10 protein-coding genes are annotated in these 16793 nt (G+C 76.4%); 6 read left to right on the top strand and 4 right to left on the bottom strand.

Annotated elements, in window-relative coordinates; all coding sequences use genetic code 11:
* Positions 1-136 precede the first annotated feature (136 nt).
* Positions 137-472, top strand: coding sequence for a DUF2795 domain-containing protein (locus ITX44_RS35055; protein ID WP_307795633.1), 336 nt, complete (start codon positions 137-139; stop codon positions 470-472).
* Positions 473-554: 82 nt separating this feature from the next.
* On the opposite strand, the gene ITX44_RS35050 is transcribed toward ITX44_RS35055, so the two are convergent.
* The 4 genes from ITX44_RS35050 to ITX44_RS35035 are packed head-to-tail and all read right to left on the bottom strand — an operon-like array spanning position 555 to position 11530.
* On the bottom strand, positions 555-4409 hold the full coding sequence (locus tag ITX44_RS35050; protein ID WP_205363055.1) for a DUF5682 family protein: 3855 nt from the start codon (positions 4407-4409) through the stop codon (positions 555-557).
* Positions 4396-5622, bottom strand: a complete 1227-nt coding sequence (locus ITX44_RS35045; protein ID WP_205363054.1) for an ATP-binding protein — start codon at positions 5620-5622, stop codon at positions 4396-4398. Before ITX44_RS35045 ends, ITX44_RS35050 begins: the two co-directional genes overlap by 14 nt.
* The gene (locus ITX44_RS35040) at positions 5619-10646 is read right to left on the bottom strand and encodes a hypothetical protein (protein WP_205363053.1); all 5028 of its coding nucleotides are present in this window, start codon (positions 10644-10646) and stop codon (positions 5619-5621) included. Before ITX44_RS35040 ends, ITX44_RS35045 begins: the two co-directional genes overlap by 4 nt.
* Positions 10643-11530, bottom strand: a complete 888-nt coding sequence (locus ITX44_RS35035) for a DUF4132 domain-containing protein (protein WP_205363052.1) — start codon at positions 11528-11530, stop codon at positions 10643-10645. Before ITX44_RS35035 ends, ITX44_RS35040 begins: the two co-directional genes overlap by 4 nt.
* A gap of 82 nt (positions 11531-11612) precedes the next feature.
* Here ITX44_RS35035 and ITX44_RS35030 point away from each other — a divergent pair, with 82 nt between their 5' ends.
* The 5 genes from ITX44_RS35030 (at position 11613) to ITX44_RS35010 (ending at position 16781) form a co-directional block, all read left to right on the top strand.
* The gene (locus ITX44_RS35030) at positions 11613-12053 is read left to right on the top strand and encodes a gamma-glutamylcyclotransferase family protein (RefSeq protein ID WP_205363124.1); all 441 of its coding nucleotides are present in this window, start codon (positions 11613-11615) and stop codon (positions 12051-12053) included.
* Between the two features lie 141 nt (positions 12054-12194).
* Entirely contained in the window at positions 12195-12989 is a 795-nt protein-coding gene (locus tag ITX44_RS35025) for a sirohydrochlorin chelatase (RefSeq protein WP_205363051.1), read from the top strand.
* A gap of 54 nt (positions 12990-13043) precedes the next feature.
* On the top strand, positions 13044-14366 hold the full coding sequence (locus tag ITX44_RS35020; protein WP_205363050.1) for a deoxyguanosinetriphosphate triphosphohydrolase: 1323 nt from the start codon (positions 13044-13046) through the stop codon (positions 14364-14366).
* A gap of 493 nt (positions 14367-14859) precedes the next feature.
* Positions 14860-16122 (top strand): NAD(P)/FAD-dependent oxidoreductase, encoded by a 1263-nt coding sequence (locus tag ITX44_RS35015; protein ID WP_205363047.1) that lies wholly within the window; start codon positions 14860-14862, stop codon positions 16120-16122.
* A gap of 104 nt (positions 16123-16226) precedes the next feature.
* Positions 16227-16781 carry a GNAT family N-acetyltransferase gene (locus ITX44_RS35010; protein WP_205363045.1) on the top strand — a complete coding sequence of 185 codons (555 nt, stop codon included), beginning with the start codon at positions 16227-16229 and terminating at the stop codon, positions 16779-16781.
* Positions 16782-16793: the final 12 nt, after the last annotated feature.

Here is a 16793-nt window from a genome sequence, read left to right as displayed (position 1 = left end):
CACTTGACCTGCGGTTTTGCGGCCACGGGCCGACCGGCTGGAATATCCGTTCCGAACGGTTTCGGCCCAGGGCATCCCGGAAACCCGCCGTGAAAGCCGGAAAGGATCGCAGAGACCCCCGAGGACCCAGGAGGCGATGAGCATGCTCAGGACCGACGTGGCGCAGGTGCTGCACGCGGTGCGGGACGTTGACTTCCCGGCGGGCAGGCGGGAGTTGGTGGAGGCGGCCATGGCGGCGGGGGCGCCCGGGGACGTGGTGGCGGCACTGCGCGGCATCCCGCCGGAGCAGTACCGCAACCGGGCCGAGATCGCGCACTCGGTACGCCTCGACCCCGCCTCCGACCTGGGGCTGAGCGAAGCGCAACGAGCCGAGCAGGCCCGCGAGGGCGGCAAGCCGCACCTGTCCCAGTACCTGCGCGAGGTGCCGAAACCGCCCGTCGAGGACGAGCTCAGCCGCGAACGCCGACTCTGAGCAGGATTCCCGGCAGGCAGCAGGCAGCAGGCAGCATGGCAGCAGCCAGCACGCGGCCGAAGCCGTCCCGCGGACCGGCAGCTCACCCCGCCCGCCCCGCCACCCTTTCCCCCACCCATCGCGCCAGCTCCAGCGGACTGAGCGCGGCCACCGGCATCCCCGCGGCGACGACCTGGGAGGCGATCCCCGCGGAGTAGCGGGGCCGGCCGGCGTCGTCCAAGGAGGCGCAGCCCAGCAGGTGGCAGCCGGCGTCGGCCAGGGCGCGGACCTCGGACAGGAGGGGGCCGACCGGGCCGCCCTCCTCGAAGTCGCTGATCAGCACCACCAGGGTGCGCGACGGCACCGTGACAAGGCTGCGGGCGTGGCGCAGGCCGGCCGCTATCCGGGTGCCGCCGCCGACCCGGACCTCGAGCAGGAGGCCGAGCGGGTCGTCGACATGGTCCGTGAGGTCCAGCACTTCGGTGGAGAAGGCCACGAAGTGGGTGGACAGCGCGGGCACCCCGGCCAGCACCGAGGCCGTCACCGCCGACCAGATGGTGGACGCCTCCATGGACCCCGACACGTCCACCACCAGCACGATGCGCCAGTCCGCGGCCTTGCGGGCCCGGGTCCGGAACACCGGCCGTTCGGGCAGCACCGTGAGTGATCCGTCGGCCGGGTCGCGGCGGGCGGTCGCCAGGTTCGCCCGCACCGTACGGGCCAGGTCCAGCGGTCCGCCCGGGCGCCGGGACGGGCGCGGATGCGCGAGGCCCGCGAGCGCCGGACGCAGCCGATTGGCCAGCGCCCGGGTCAGCTCCTCCACGATCCGGGCCACCAACGGGCGCAGTTTTGCCAGTTGGCCCTCCGGCAGGCCGCCCGCGTACGACAGCACCGTACGCAGCAGCTCCACCGACGGCCGGGCCGCTGCCGGATCCAGCTCAAGCGCCGCGTCCAGGCGCCCCGCCATCGCGGCCGAGGCGAGCACCTCCTCGCGCACCCCCTCGCCGAACAGCGCCGTCAACTCCTCCGACCAGCTCCGCACATCGGGGTACGACGGCCCGTCCCCGCCCCGCCGGCCGCCCACGCCGCCGCCTTCGCCCGAGCCCTCCCCGCGCCCGGACCCGTACAGCTCGTCCAGCGCCGCCCCGATCCGCAGCGCCCGCGGCGAAGCGGCCGGGTCGAGCCGGCCCAGCAGCAATTGCCACCGCACGTCCGCCGCGATCGCCATGGGCTCGTCCGACCCCTTCCGCGCCTCCCCTTGCCCTCCCGGATTCGGCGCCCCCGCAGCGTCCTGCGCCGCCGCATCGAGTACGGCCAGCAGCCCGCGCCCCGCAAGCGCCTCGCGCCCGGCGAGGTCGGCCGCGGTGTGCCGGGCCAGCACGGCCGGATCCGGGGCGGCGACGGCGGTCCGCGCGTCCTCGGCGCGTACGGACGCCAGCAGCCGGGACCGGGCGGCCGGTGAGAGCGCGTCGAAACCGTGACGCAGCGCCGGAAGCCGGTCCAGGAAGGCGCGGTCGGGCAGCGACTCGATTCTGGTCACCATGGGCGCGAGGAGTTCGCCCGCCTCCAGGAGCGGCCCGGCCGCGGTGAGCGCCCCGGTGAGGAAGGCGGCCAGGTCGGCGCGCAGCTCCGGGGTCGTGGCGCCGTCCGTACGCGCCGCCAGTACGGTCCCGAAGGCACGCGGCTCGGCGTGCGCGAGCAGGACGCGGGCCGCGCCGGCGGCGCCCCGGATCAGCGGCGTACCGGTGTCGGCGAGCCGGGCCAGCGCGTCCGCCATACGCAGCCCGGGCGTGCCCCGCGCGGCGAGGTCGGCCAGCGCCATTGCGTCGGCCGGGTCCTCGGAGCCGGCGAGGCCGTCCAGCGCGCGGACCCCGGCGGCGGTCAGCTCGGCCGAAGCGGCGGCGACGGCCTCGGCCTGCCAGCCCTCGGGGAGCCCCGGGACCAGGCCGGAGCCGAGCCGGTCCAGCAGTGTCACCCCCGCCAGCAGCTCCGGCAGGGTGCCCACGGCCGGGAGCACCGCGGCGGCCTCGGCGAGCCGGTCGGCCGCGAGGTCCGGCAGCGCGCACTGCGCCGCCTGCTGCAGCCCGGCCAGGATCTGCGCCGCGGTCGGACCCCCTTCGCGCCGCTCGGCCAGCGCCCGCCCGCGCAGCAACCCCTCGGCGGCCTGGCCGAGTTCCGGGCCGTACACCGCGACCACGTCCAGCATCGCCGCGGTCGACGGGGTCCACTCCAGCGCCCACCGGACGCCGATGCCCGCGGTGCCGCCGGCGCCCTGCGTACTCGCCGGCTGCCCGTACGGCACCCCGCACACGTCCAGCCGCCGCAGCGCGATCTCCCGGCGGCGGTCCAGCGGCGAACGGTACGGGTCCAGCCGCAGCTCCCTGCGCTCGGGCCGCGCCGGGTCCGGCAGGTCCAGCTCGGCCAGCAGCCCCTCCACCGACGGAGCGAGACCGGATCGCGGTGTTCCCGGGGCGAGCCGTCCCCGCCGGCCGCCGACGAGTACGGATTCCAGCGCCTGCGCCACCACGCGGCCCCGGCCCAGCAACTGGCCCTGCGTCAGCACGGTCTCGACCGCCTCGGCCAGCTCCTTGCGGCCCGCCGCCGGGTAGCCCCGCAAGGTCGCCAGGTCCCGCGCGTGCCGCACGATCTCCCGCGCGTCCGGCGGCCCGGACGGGTGACCCGCGGCCCGTACCTCGGCACACACCCGTACGGCCGTCCGTACCAGCAGCTCGTCCAGCCCGTCCGGCGCGGCGCCGGCCGCCACCACCCCGTGCTGCCACTCGGGGTCTTTGATCCCGGCCGGGTACCCGGACCGCTCGTCCAGCAGCCCGTACGCGTACGGCACCAGGGACGTCGTTACGGTCTCCGCCGCGTCCTCCCGCGCCGCCTTGTAGGGACCGCCCTGCGGCGCCCTTTCCGTCGGGCGGAGGTCGACCGGTACGACGATCGCACCGCCCGCATCCGCGGTCCGCCCGGCGGCCAGGTGTAGCTGCACCCGGTCCGGGCTCGGCGAGGTGTTCCCGGGCTTGTCGTACGACGCCGGGCCCGGGAGCAGCGCGGGCGCGTGGAAAGCGCCCACCACGGCGGCGACGCGGCGGCCCGCACCGTACCGGGCCAGGAGGCTCCGCATATGGGCCTCGCGGCGCAGGTCGTGCGGGTCCAGCCGGCGCGTGCCGCGGGCGTCGTGCCGCAGCGCCCAGCCGACGAGGAGGGCGGCCCGGCGCAGCGACTCCGCGGTGCCGCCGGGCGCCGCCGTCTCGACCAGCCGATCCCACAGGTCCTCGCCCGCCCGGCGGCGCAGGGCACCGGCCAGCGAACCGCCGACCGGCCTGGCGGGGGAGCCGCCGCTTTCACCGTCCCCCGAAAAATCACTCCCCGAGAAGTCGCCGCCTGAAGGGTCGCCCGCCGAGAAGCCACCCGCAGCGGAGCCGTCCCCCGACGACCCGTCGACCGCGGAACCCTCTTCCCCTGAGCCGCCCGGGGACGCGCCGCCCCCCTCCGGCGGCGCGCCCTCGGGCGGTGACATGGGGGCGGGCGGCGCGCCCAGGGGGAGGTCGAAGGGGACGACGGGCACACCGGCGGCCCGGGCCCAGCGCAGGGCGACGAGTTCGGGGGAGAACTCGGCGAACGGCAGGAACACCAGCCCGCGCGGACCGTGCCCGGCCAGCGCGACCGGGGGGCACGTGCCGGGGTCGGCCAGGTGCGGCAGCCAGGGTCCGAACTCCCCGGGCAGCTCCACGAAGAGCACCTCGGGCGCGGCCGCGGCCAGTAGTTCCGGCATGGCGGCGGCCAGCACGGGGGAGTGGTGCCGTATCCCGATCAGATACGGCGCCCGGCTCCCCGCCAGCTCCTCGACGGCCGCCCCCGCCGCTTCCCCTGCCTCGTCGTCCGCTGCCTGCGCCGCCTGCGCCTCGGTCACAGCCGGCCGCCCGGCCGAACCCTCGTCATCCCAGCGCATCGCGCAGCTCCCACAGCGTGCGCCACAGCGGCGAGCCCTGTTCGGCACGTCGGCGGACCGGGCCGTCCCAGTAGCCGAGCAGCCGCGCATGGTCGGCGGGGTCGTCCTTGCGGACGGTGCCGAGCAGGTGGCCCGGCAAGGTGCGCAACGGGTCCCGGCCGTCGGGCAGGTAGGCCGCGCCCAGGCCCATGGCGGTGGCCACATGGACCGCCTCGGCAGTGCTCATCACCGTGGAGGGCCGCTCCACCTCCCAGCCCTCCGCGCTGTGGCCGGTGCGCAGGTCTCGGAAGGCCGTCACCAGGGCTTCGAGTACGGCGGTGTCCACGGCGAAGTCCGCCCCGACCCTGGCCAGCGCGGCCGTGGCCTGCCCGCGGACCAGCTCGGTCTCGGTGTCCAGGTCGGTGATCGGGCCGACCGTCTCGAAGTTGAAGCGGCGCTTGAGGGCGGCCGACATCTCCGAGACCCCGCGGTCGCGCAGGTTGGCGGTGGCGATCACCGTGAAGCCGGGGGCGGCGTGCACGGTGCCGCCGCCGTCCGCGGCCTGGACCAGCTCCGGCACCGCCATCCGCCGCTCGGACAGCACCGACACCAGCGCGTCCTGCACCTCGGGCAGGCATCGGGTGACCTCCTCGATGCGGGCCACCGCGCCGCGCGTCATGGCGGTCAGCACGGGGGAGGGGACCAGGGCGGCGCTGCTGGGGCCCTGCGCGAGCAGCATCGCGTAGTTCCAGCCGTAACGCAGCTGGTCCTCGGTGGTGCCGGCGGTGCCCTGCACGGTGAGGGCGCTGGTGCCGCACACCGCGGCCGACAGCAGCTCGGACAGCATCGACTTGGCGGTGCCCGGCTCGCCCACCAGCAGCAGGCCGCGCTCACCGGCGAGCGTCACCACGCACCGCTCGACCAGCGCCCGGTCGCCGACGAACTTCCGCCCGATCGCCAGCCGGCGCTCGTCCCACCGCAGCGTCTCGCCGTCGGTGCCGCACACGAAGGCCACCACCGCCCGCGGGGTGAGCCGCCACCCGGGCGGCCGCGGCCCCCGGTCCCAGCCCGCCAGGAACTCCAGCTCCTCCGCGTACCGGTCCTCGGGCAGCTCGATCTGCCGTGCCTGCGCCACCGCGCCCCCGTCGCCCCGCACCGGGCCCCCGCCTTCCCGCGTCGTGCCGTTCGCATCCGCACTGATGGCTGTCGAGCCGTTCGTTTCCGCGCCGCTCATCGCCGTCCCCGTCCCGTACTGCGCGCCGCGAACTCCTCGAAACCGGGCGCGTCCCCGTCCGTCACCCGCCGCCAAGCGCGCCGGAAGAGTTCCGGCACCGGGCAGTCCGGTATCAGGAACCCGTCTCTGACCACCGCGCCGGCCCCGAACAGTGCCGTCTTCCAGGTCTCCAGCGGCAGGCCCGGCGCCTTGCGGTCCAGCCAGCCGCCGGGCAGGAACAGGCTCCGCCCGGCCCGGGGCCGCTTGGCCTCGACCACCAGGTCGGTCGCAGCGAGTTCGGCGCGCGCCTTCTTGAGCCGGGCCGGCTTCCAGCCGGTCCAGGCCGCGACATTGCGGTCGGTGGGGTCGGGCAGTGCCAGCAGCATCAGGTAGAGCGCGGCGGCGTCCTCGGACAGGCCGAGCCGTTCGGCGGCGGACGCCGCCACGTCGGGCGCACTGCGCACCGGGTGCTGCGGGGCGCCGGCCGGCCCGTCGTCCGCCACAATGGCGGCGAAGTCGTCGCCGATCAGCGCGCGCAGGGCGTCGAGCCGGTGACTCTGCCGGCCGAGCCCGGCCAGCAGGGTCAGCGTCGGGTGGTCCGGGCCGCCCTCCGGCGACTCCCCGGGCAGCACCGCGGCCGGACGCAGCCAGATCTCCTCGCCGCCCCTGCCGTACCGGGACGGCAGCAGGACGAGCGCGGGCCCGGCCGGCAGCTGGCCGTCGGGGCGGGCGCCGCCGTCGGCGGGCAGCCCGTACGCCTCCCGGATCCGCGGCGCGGTGGGCTCGCCCTGCGCCGTCCAGTCCACGCCCGGGTCGATCAGCAGGCCCTCGTCGGCCAGCCGCAGCCGCAGCGCCCGCAAGGTGTCGGGCAGCACCGCGCGCAGCGGGTCGCCGTACGGCAGCCGGTACGCCAGCCAGCGCAGCGCCGCCGCGTACTGCACGAGCGGCTCGGCGGTCAGCAGCGCACTGGGGTCGTCGGCGATCAGTGCGCCGTCGGTGAAGCGCTGCCGGGTGCGGCCGGTCAGCTCCCTGTTGTGCTCGGGGTTGAGCGCGGTGCTCAGGAAGCCGGTGAGGTGGGTCTCCCGGTTCGCCTGCTCCATCAGCTCGATGGGGACGGCCCGGCGCACGCCCTCGACGGCGATCCACCGCGCGGCAAGGGCGTCGGCGTCGAAACCGTCCTCCCACAGCCGCGCCACATCCGCCGGGTCGGCCGGCACCAGGGCGGCCAGCAGCCGCTGCCGCTCCGGCAGGTCGAGGTGGCGCAGGGTGTCGCGGGCGGTGGCGGCGCGGGTGGGCCGCAGCCCGGCCAGCGCCAGCGCCTCAGGGACCGGAGTGCCGTCGCGGCCGTACGCGTCCAGCCGCGGCAGGCCGAGCAGCAGCACTGCGGCCGTCGCCGCGTCCAGCCCGGTGAGCTGAGCGAAGCGCTCGGTCGTCGCCGCCCGGTACGGTACGGGGCCGCGCTCGCGGACCAGTTCGGCCAGCCGGCGCAGGGCCGGCGCCGGTACCGGGTCCTTTCCGCCGCCCGGGGTCTCCTCCTCGGAGAGCGTGAAGCCGGACCAGGGGCCGAACCGGGCGTCCGGTGCGTACTCCACCGCCCGCCAGTGCTGCTTGCCGTCGTAGTCGTGGTCCTCGGCGACGATCAGCAGAGTGCGTTCGCCGGTGCGGTGCACCTCGCCGACCCGGTTGCCGCGGATCGTCGCCGCGGGCTCGGTCAGCCGCAGCGTCCGCAGTCGGCCGCCCGGCTCGGTCAGCGGTGCCGGCCCGTCGAGCACGGCGTCCAGGAACTCCAGCAGCGCCTGCCGCTCCTCCTCGGGGGTGCCCTCCATTGCCGCACGGGCGGCCACCGCCGCCAAGCCGGGGCCGAGCAGGGACAGCCACGTCAGGTCCGTGCCGGACCGCCGTCCGGGAGTGCCCCGGCCGCCGACGGCCGGCCCGTTCGGCTCGTCCTCGCCGATGGTGCCGGCGACCAGCCGGTGCACGGTCCGCACGCCGTCCATCACCGTGGTGGCGGCGTCGCCCCGCGAGACCCAGCGCAGGTAGTAACGGTTCCGCGAGACCAGCCCGGCCAGCGCGGTGTTGAGCATGCCGTCCTTGGCGTGGGTGACCTGCCGGACGGCCGGGCGCGGCCGGGCGGCGGCGGTACGGACCAGGCCGGCGATCCGCCGGACCGTCCGCGCCGCCTCCAGCACCAGGGCCGCCACGCCCGCGGCCAGGCGCGGGTGGGTGATGTCCGGCAGCACCCGTCGCACCGCCTCCTCGGCGGCGGGCCGGTCCTCGGGCAGCGGCTCCAGCAGCGCCCGGGCCTCGGCGTCGGTCAGCGCCCGCAGCGCCGCCGAGCCCGCCTCGTCGCGGGGGCGCAGCGCGTGCCAGTACCACAGCGGCGGTACGAGGGCGGTGCCGCCCGCGTACAAGCTGCTGCCCAGGCCCGCCTCCACCCGGCCGAGTTCGATGCCCTCGGCGTCGTGGAAGCGCACCGTGTCGGTCCAGCCGCCGGTGACCACCGGGTGCAGCACCGCGCCGGGCAGCCGCAGCGGCGGCACCGGCATCGGGCCGGACATCCGGCCGGACACGTGGCCGGCCGAGACCGGGCCGTCCGGCGCGGGCAGCGGGCGGCTGCGGCTGCCGTCGGTGCCGCAGGCGGTCAGCGTGCCCGCCGCCGTGTCGTACCGCACCCACCAGCCGAGCAGGCCGTCCTTGGTGCCGAACGGCGAGCCGGCCAGGCCCGGCTGGAGCGGCAGCAGCCGGGAGGCGGGCTCGACCAGCCGGCTGCCGGTGCCGCCCTCGGCCAGGGCGGCGTCGAAGAAGGCGGGCACGGCGGCCCGGCCGCGGCGGGCGGTCGCCGGGTCGTACTCGTACCAGCGCCCGTCGTGCAGCACCCAGTACGACAGCCCGTCGGACGCCACCGGGCGGCGGTCGCCGAAGGAGGTGTCGCCGGCCCGCATCGGCCGGCTGCCGTAGAACCGGCCGCCACCGGGCAGCGGCAGGGACACGGTGCCGGAGCCGCGCCAGGGCGCGTCCAGGGTGCCGGCCGGCGCAAAGGTGTCGGCCGGACTGCCCGACCAAGCGGCGCGGCGCTCCGAGCCGCGGCCGGAGGCGATCAGCCACTGCCCGTCGCTCCACCGGATGACGGTCCGCTCCCATGAATACGTCTGCGGGGCCGGCCGGGGCAGGGTGCGCTCGTCCAGCACCCCGTCCGGGCCGACGGCGACGGCGTGGGTGTCGCGGGCGACGACCAGCGCGGGCCAGGCGTCCTCCAACTGGAGCTCGGCCTTGGGCCGCTGCGTCCCGGCCGGGGCCGCGGTCAGCCGGTCCACGGTCTCCTCCAGGGCCGGCCAGCCGAGTTCGTCCAGGATGCCGGCGCGCAGGGTGCGGGCCAGCGTCGGCGCCACGTCGACGGCGGCGATCCCCGCCACCGCCTCGGGGGCGGTGGCCAGCACGGCCGGGTCGTCGAACCGGGCCAGCCGGCTCAACTGCTGGTCCAGCCCTGGCAGTCCGCGGGCGGCGGCCAGGTCGGCGGCGCGCTCGGCCAGCCACTGCCCGACGACCGGCCCGAGCACCGGATCGGCGGCCACCACGAGCAGACGCTCCGGGCCGCGCTGGTCGCCGGCCATCTGCTCCACGGCCCCGCGCAGCGCCCGCGCGAACCTGGCGTCACCGGCGACCGCGGCCAGGTCCCGGCGGCCGGGCCCCTTGTCGTCGAGCCAGCGCGCCAGGTCGAAGGTCGTCCCCTGCTCCCGCTCTGCGACCGGCACACTGTGCGCCAGGCAGCAGTCCAGCACGTCCAGGTCGGTGTGGTGCCGGCCGTTGCCCGCCGCGAGCCGCACCGGCTCGCCCTCCCGCGCCAATTGCGCCGAAAAACGCTCCACCAGCGCGAGTTCGGCTTCGAGCCGCCCCGGTCCGCGCCACCAGTAGCCGTGCTGCCGCCGCGTCGCCCACATGCCGAACCACTCCGCGGCGGTGGGCGGCCGCTCGGTCTCCTCGCCGGCGTCGTCCCCCTCGGCCGAACCCGCGTCGCCGCCTTCGCCCGCCAGCAGCGCGAACGCCCCCGTCTCCGCCAGGACCGCCAGCCACATAAGGTCCGACTCGCCCTTCTCGTCCCGCGCGGCCGGCAGCATGCGCAGCAGCCGCGCCCGGACCGCGGGCTCGCGCCGGGCCGCCTCGACCAGCGCCGGGCGGGCCGCCTTCCAGAACGACATAGGCGCCCTGGTCACCGCCCCGGTCGGCAGCAGCGCGGTCACCAGCGCCGCCTCCTCGGCGAGCACGTCGCGACCGGCCGCCTTCGCCAGCCGCCGCAGGTCCTCCAGCATCCCCGCGTACGGCGCGAGGCCCGCCGCCGCCCGCTCCTGGCACAGGGTGCGGAACTGCTCGAACGCCGCCTCGGGCGCCAGCCGTTCGGCCAGCCCGCGGGCCTGCTCGCGCAGCGTCTTGCCGCTGAGCGCGCCCGCCGCCGCGAACTCCAGGAACACCTCGCGCAGCCGGTCCTCGTCCACCGGCAGGGCGTGCCGCCGCTCGGCCTCGCGGGCCTTGCCGAAGAACGCCGACGCGTACGACGCCGACTCCGCGGCCAGGAAGTGCCGGGCCACCTGCTCGTAGTAGGTGGGCAGGAAGTGCGGCACCGACCGGTCCAGCCGGGTGGCGATCTCGTCGAAGCCGTCCTTGGCGTGGCCCGGCTTGGTGACGGCCAGCCGCGCCAGCCGCTCCATCTCCTTGACCACCGCCAGCGCGTGCCGGCCGCGCGCCGGGTCGTTGACCAGCGCCCAGGCGGGGAAGCCCAGCGCCTGCCGCCGCACCCGGCCCACCGGCTCGCCGCCGCCGGACGCGAAGCCCAGGTACTCCAGCGCCAGATCCTCGGCCGCGCCCAGGGTCTCCGGCACCAGCCGCACCACCACCCGGTCGTCCATCGCCGGGTGCGTGTAGCCGCGCGCCTCCAGCACGTCCACGCCCGCAGGCAACTCCGCCTGCGCGCCCCCGTCCGTGCCCTCGGCGCCCAGCGCCAGCACGGCGCCGGCCTCCAGCAGGCCGCGCTCGTCCGTCCCGGTCGTCACCGGTCCCCCTCCTCTTCCTCCGCCACGACGCGCCCCGCGTACACCAGCGACGCCATCCGTTCCCCCTCCGACCAGGCCACCGGGCCCACCTCGCCCAGCCGCAGCCGGCCGCCCCCGGCGTCCCGCCACTCCAGGTCACCGGTGACCGCCTCGGCCTCCGGATAGTCGTCGCCGAGCCACAGCGCGGCCTCCACCGGACGACCGTCCTCGACGACCTGGCAGGTCGCGTAACCGCCGCGCACCCGGTAGCCGTGCTGCACCGCCCGCGCGGTGGCGTGCCGCAACTGCTCGAACCGGCCGCCCGCGTACGTGTCCAGGGCAGCGGCCGCGGCCGGCACGTCCGCCCCGCGCCGCCACACCTCGCGGAAGAGCTGGCCGACGCGCTGGGTCACGTCCAGCTCCGCCGCGAACTCCCGCAGGTCGTCCAGGTCCGCGGGGTCCTGGAGCAGCACGGGGTGCGGGATCAGCACGGCGTCCGCCGAAAGCCGCACCGAGTCCCCGTCCAGGTCCACCACACCCAGGCCGCGCGCGGGGTCCGCGTCGCGCAGGAAGCCCGCGCGGGTCAGGTCCGGGCCGCCGTCCTCGGCCACCGGCGCCACCACCAGGTCCCGCAGCGCCTCCTGCCAGGCCGGATCGGGCCAGACCCGGGCCAGCAGCGCGGCCGGCACCGGCAGCGACCGCACGAGCCAGGCGTCGGCCTGCGCCAGGCACTCCCGCTCGTGCCGCTCCAGCCACTGCGCGAGCTGGCGCAGCCGCACCACTTCCGGGTCGTCGCGCAGCTTGCCCGGCACCTGACGCAGCGTGCGCCCGGCGGCATTGCGGCACACGACCTTGGTGCCGTCCAGCGTGACGGCGTATCCCTCCGCCGTCTCGATCCACCCCATGACAGGGCCCCTCCCGATACCGTCCCTCAGCGATGTCGATCACACTAGGTGGCACCACTGACAACGCCCCCCGGAGGCCGTCCTGACCCCCCGTCACCTGCCGTTCTTCGTCTACGGCACGCTGCTGCCCGGCGAGCGCAACCACCCGCTGCTGGCCGGCCGGACCCTGTCCTGGACTCCCGCGGAACTCCCCGGCGCCCTGCTCTTCCACGGCTCCGGCCGCCCCTACCCGTACCCCTACGCCGTCCCCGATCCGGACGGCGCCGCCGCAGTGCGCGGGCAGGTCGCCGCCGTCGCCGACGACGTGTACGACGAAGTGCTCGCCGACCTCGACAAGCTGGAGGACTACACCCCGGGCGGGACCGGCAACCACTACGAGCGGGTGCGGGTACAGGTGCGCGCCGCGGACGGCGCCGCAACGGACGCCTGGACCTACTTCGCCGCCGACCGCATAGCCCGCGAGCTGCGCGTCTCGGGTGTGCGGGTGCGCGACGACGACTGGCTGCGGCGGACCGGGCCGTGAACCGGGAGCGCCCGGGGAGCCGTACGCCTCCTACGTCCGGCACGGCCCCTCACACCGCCGCCGTACCCTGGTGAGAGCACCGACACCGGCCCTTAGCCGCCCGCACACGGCGGTGCAACGCCCGACCCGGACGATCCCACTGTGACCAGCATCCCGAGCCCCGCAGCCCACCGGCCGGCCGGCCCCGCGACACCGGCGGGCCGGCCGGTGCTGGTGGCGGTCGCGCACGGCAGCCGCGATCCGCGCGCGCTTCCGGTGGTACGCGCGCTGCTGGCGCGGGTGCGGGAGCTGCGGCCCGGGCTGGACGTGCGGCTCGGGCACGTGGAGCTCAACGAGCCGCTGCTCACCGACACCCTCGCCGGGATCCGCGGCCCCGCGGTCCTGGTGCCGCTGCTCCTGGGCCGCGGCTATCACGTCAAGCACGACCTGCCCGCCGCACTGGCCGGCGCGCCCAGGGTGCACGGCGTGGTCGCCGGCGCCCTCGGCCCGCACCCGCTGCTCGCCCGCGCACTGCACACCCGCCTCCTGGAGGCGGGCTGGCCGGCCGGAAACCGGGCACCAGGGCACGCCCTCGTCCTTGCGGCGGCCGGTTCGCGCGACCCGGAGTCGGCCGCCGACACCTCCCGTACCGCCGCCCTTCTCAGCGCCCGGCTCGGCGGGGTGCCGGTGCTGCCCGCTTATGCCTCGGCCGCCGCGCCCACCGTCCCGCAGGCCCTCGCCGAACTCGCCGCAAGGGGGCTGTCGCGCATCGCGGTCGCCTCCTGCTTCACCGCCCCCGGCCGGTTCGCGGCGCAGAGCGCCCAGGCGGCGCCCTGGATCGTCGCCGCCCCGCTCGGCGCCCAGGACGCGATGGCAGAACTGGTGCTGCACCGCTACGACCGCGCGGCCGCCGGCTTCCCGCCGTCGCGCCACCTGCTCGCCGCCGGACGTGGCTGACCCGTACACGTCGGCTTGTCCCCAATGTCGGTGCGGGCGGTTACCGTCGTTGGCATGGAAGGAGACGACCGGTCGGCCCTCGCGTATCCGGGCCCGTACGAGCGCTGGGGCCCGTACGGGGACACGGACATGGCGCGGTACGTGCCGGAGCCCGACAAGCGGCCCGGACGTACCGCCTTTCAGCGCGACCGGGCGCGGGTGCTGCACTCGGCGGCGCTGCGCCGGCTCGCCGGCAAGACCCAGGTCGTCGACCCCGGGGTGGGCGGCACCGCGGTCACCGACACCAGCCCGCGCACCCGGCTCACCCACTCGCTGGAGTGCGCGCAGGTGGGCCGGGAACTGGGCGCCGCGTTGGGCTGCGACCCTGACCTGGTGGAGACCGCCTGTCTTGCGCACGACCTGGGCCATCCGCCGTTCGGGCACAACGGCGAGGTGGTGCTCGCCGAGTTCGCCGCGGACTGCGGCGGCTTCGAGGGCAACGCGCAGAGCCTGCGGCTGCTCACCCGGATCGAGCCCAAGCGGTTCACCGACGGCCCGGACGGCACCCCCGCCAGCGTCGGGCTGAACCTCACCCGCGCGGCCCTGGACGCGGCCACAAAGTACCCGTGGCCGCGCGGCGCCCACCCCACCGCGCCGGCCAGCCCCAAGTTCGGGGTGTACGAGGACGACCTGCCGGTCTTCCGCTGGCTGCGCGAGGGCGCGCCCGACGGGCGGCAGTGTTTCGAGGCCCAGGTCATGGACTGGTCGGACGACGTGGCGTATTCGGTGCACGACGTCGAGGACGGCCTGCAGGCCGGCCACATCGACCCGCGGGCGCTGCTGTCCGCCGACGAGCGCGCCGAGGTCTTCCGCTGCGCCGCCGCCCGCTACGCCCCGCCCGGCACCGGCGCCGCGGAGCTGGCCGAGGCCCTGGACCGGCTGCTCGCCCAGCCCTGGTGGCCGCGCCGCTACGACGGCTCCGCGCTGGACCAGGCCCGTCTCAAGGACGCGGGCAGCCAGCTCATCGGCCGCTTCTGCCTGGCCGCCGAGGGCGCCACCCGGGCCCGCCACGGCTCCGCCCGGCTGACCCGGTACGCGGCGGAGCTGGTGGTGCCCGTCGAGCAGCGCTTGGAGTGCGCCGTGCTCAAGGCGGTGGCCGACTGCTTCGTGATGCAGCGCGCCGCCCATGCCCGGCGGCGCGCCGAGCAGCGCGTGGTGATCGGCGAACTGGCCTCCGAGCTGTCGGCCAGGGCGCCGGAAGGCCTGGACCCGCAGTTCCGCGCGCTCTTCCTGGCCGCGCCCGACGACCGCTCCCGCCGCCGGGTGGTGGTCGACCAGATAGCCTCCCTCACCGACGCGGCCGCGACCGCCCTGCACCGCCGCATGACGGTCGGCTGACCGGCTGCGCACCGCCGCGCTGACCGCTGCCGCACGGCCACCGCGACGGCCCGCAAACGCCCCTGGACGGCCCGCAGGCAGCCCCCTGACCAGCCCCTTGACCAGCCCCCCTCGACCGTGCCCAACGCCTCCCGTACCCCCGCCGTACACCCGCCGTCCACGCCTCCGTACGCCGCCGTCAGCCCTCCGCGCGCCCCCGTTCCCGGCGCCCACATCCCCCGTACGCGCACCACCTCGCCGTACACGAGGGTGACGCGGGCGTTGACCCCGGCCGCGCCCCCAGGCGTACTCTCACTTCGGTGATCAAGGATCAAGGGGTCACACGCACACGTACGACCAGGACGCGAGGGCACGCCCGAGCGCTTTGCCGTGGTGAGCGGTGCCGTGCCGGGCGCGACCGGCGGGACCCGCGGTCCGGCGCGGCGCTCTTCCGGACGGCACCGGCCGTGCGGGACGCTCGACCGTAACGAACGACCGGCAGGGGAGGCGCACAGTGGTGGACGCACACCAGACCTTCGTGATCGTCGGAGCGGGGCTCGCCGGGGCGAAAGCCGCGGAGACGCTGCGTTCCGAGGGATTCACCGGCCGGGTGATACTGATCGGCGACGAGCGCGACCACCCCTACGAACGTCCACCGCTGTCCAAGGGCTACCTGACCGGCGCCGCGGCCCGCGACTCCGTCTTCGTCCAGCAGCCCGGCTGGTACGCCGAGCACGACGTGGAACTGCACCTCGGCCAGCCCGTGGTGCACCTGGACCGCGTCGCCCACACCGTGGCGCTCGGCGACGGCACCGTGCTCCAGTACGACAAGCTGCTCCTGGCCACCGGCTCCGAGCCGCGCCGCCTGGACATTCCCGGCACCGACCTGGCCGGCGTGCACCATCTGCGCCGGCTCGCCCACGCCGACCGGCTGCGGCACGTGCTGACCAGTCTGGGGCGGGAGAACGGCCACCTGGTGATCGCCGGCGCCGGCTGGATCGGCCTGGAGGTCGCCGCGGCAGCCCGCGGCTACGGCGCCGAGGTCACCGTGGTGGAACCCGAGCCGACGCCGCTGCACGCCGTGCTCGGCCCGGAACTGGGCGCCGTCTTCACCGACCTGCACGCCGAGCACGGCGTACGGTTCCGCTTCGGCGCCCGGCTCACCGAGATCACCGGCCAGGACGGCATGGTGCTGGCCGCGGTCACCGACGACGGCGAGGAGCACCCGGCGCACGACGTGCTCGCCGCCATCGGCGCCGCCCCGCGCATCGCGCTCGCCGAGACCGCCGGGCTCGCCCTGGCCGGCCGGGAGGAGGGCGGCGGCATCGCGGTGGACGCCTCGCTGCGCACCTCCGACCCCGACATCTTCGCCGCCGGCGACGTGGCCGGCGCCCAGCACCCGCTACTGGGGGTGCGGCTGCGGGTCGAGCACTGGGCCAACGCCCTCAACGGCGGCCCCGCCGCCGCCCGCGCCATGCTCGGCCGCCCGGTCAGCTACGACCGGATCCCGTACTTCTTCACCGACCAGTACGACCTGGGCATGGAGTTCTCGGGCCACGCGGCGCCCGGCAGCTACGACCAGGTGGTGGCCCGCGGCGACGTCGGAAAACGGCAGTTCATCGCCTTCTGGCTGCGCGAGGGCCGGGTGCTGGCCGGGATGAACGTCAATGTGTGGGACGTCACCGACACCATCCAGCAGCTCATCCGCTCCGGCCGCCAGGTCGACCCCGAGGCGCTGTCCGATCCGTCCGTGCCACTACCCTCTTTCCTGGACTGACCAGGCCCTTTTCCGTCGCCATCCAGCGTCGTCCGCCGTGTGCGCCCGTGCGTCACGGGACGCGGGCGGCGGGCCGGGCCGCACACCGGGAAGGACACCGCTTGATGCCCGCTGAGTCGACGCCCGAGCTGACGCCCCAGACGACACCCGAGTCGGCGCCCCAGCTGACACCCGAGGCGGCGCCCGAGGCGGCGCCCGAGGCGGCGCCCGAGGCGATACGCACCGCAGTCGCGCCGGTCGAGGAGATCTTCGCCCTGCGCTGGGCGGTGCTGCGCACCGGGATGCCGCGCGAGACCGCCGTCTACCCGGAGGACGCGCGCGGCGACGTCTTCCACGTCGCGGCGTACGACGAGCAGGGCGCGGTGCGCGGCTGCGTCACCTTCTTCCCGGACCCGCTGCCCGGCGACAGTGCCGCGGCGTTCCGCTTCCGCGGCATGGGCAGCGCGCCCGAGGTCCGCGGCCTCGGCTTCGGCGCCGCGGCCCTCAAGGCGGGGATGCGCGAGGCCGCGGACCGCGGCGCCGCGCTCGTCTGGTGCAACGGCCGCACCTCCGCGACCGGCTTCTACGAGCACTTCGGCTTCACCGCGCAGGGCGAGGAATTCGTCATCCAGCCCAGCGGGCCGCACTACCGGTTCGTCACCAAGGACCTGCTGCTGTAGCGGCTGCGGGGG

Origin of the sequence: Actinacidiphila acididurans (genome assembly GCF_016918855.1) — a bacterium.
Lineage (GTDB): Bacteria > Actinomycetota > Actinomycetes > Streptomycetales > Streptomycetaceae > Actinacidiphila > Actinacidiphila acididurans.
This window is presented reverse-complemented; position numbering and strand designations above follow the sequence as displayed.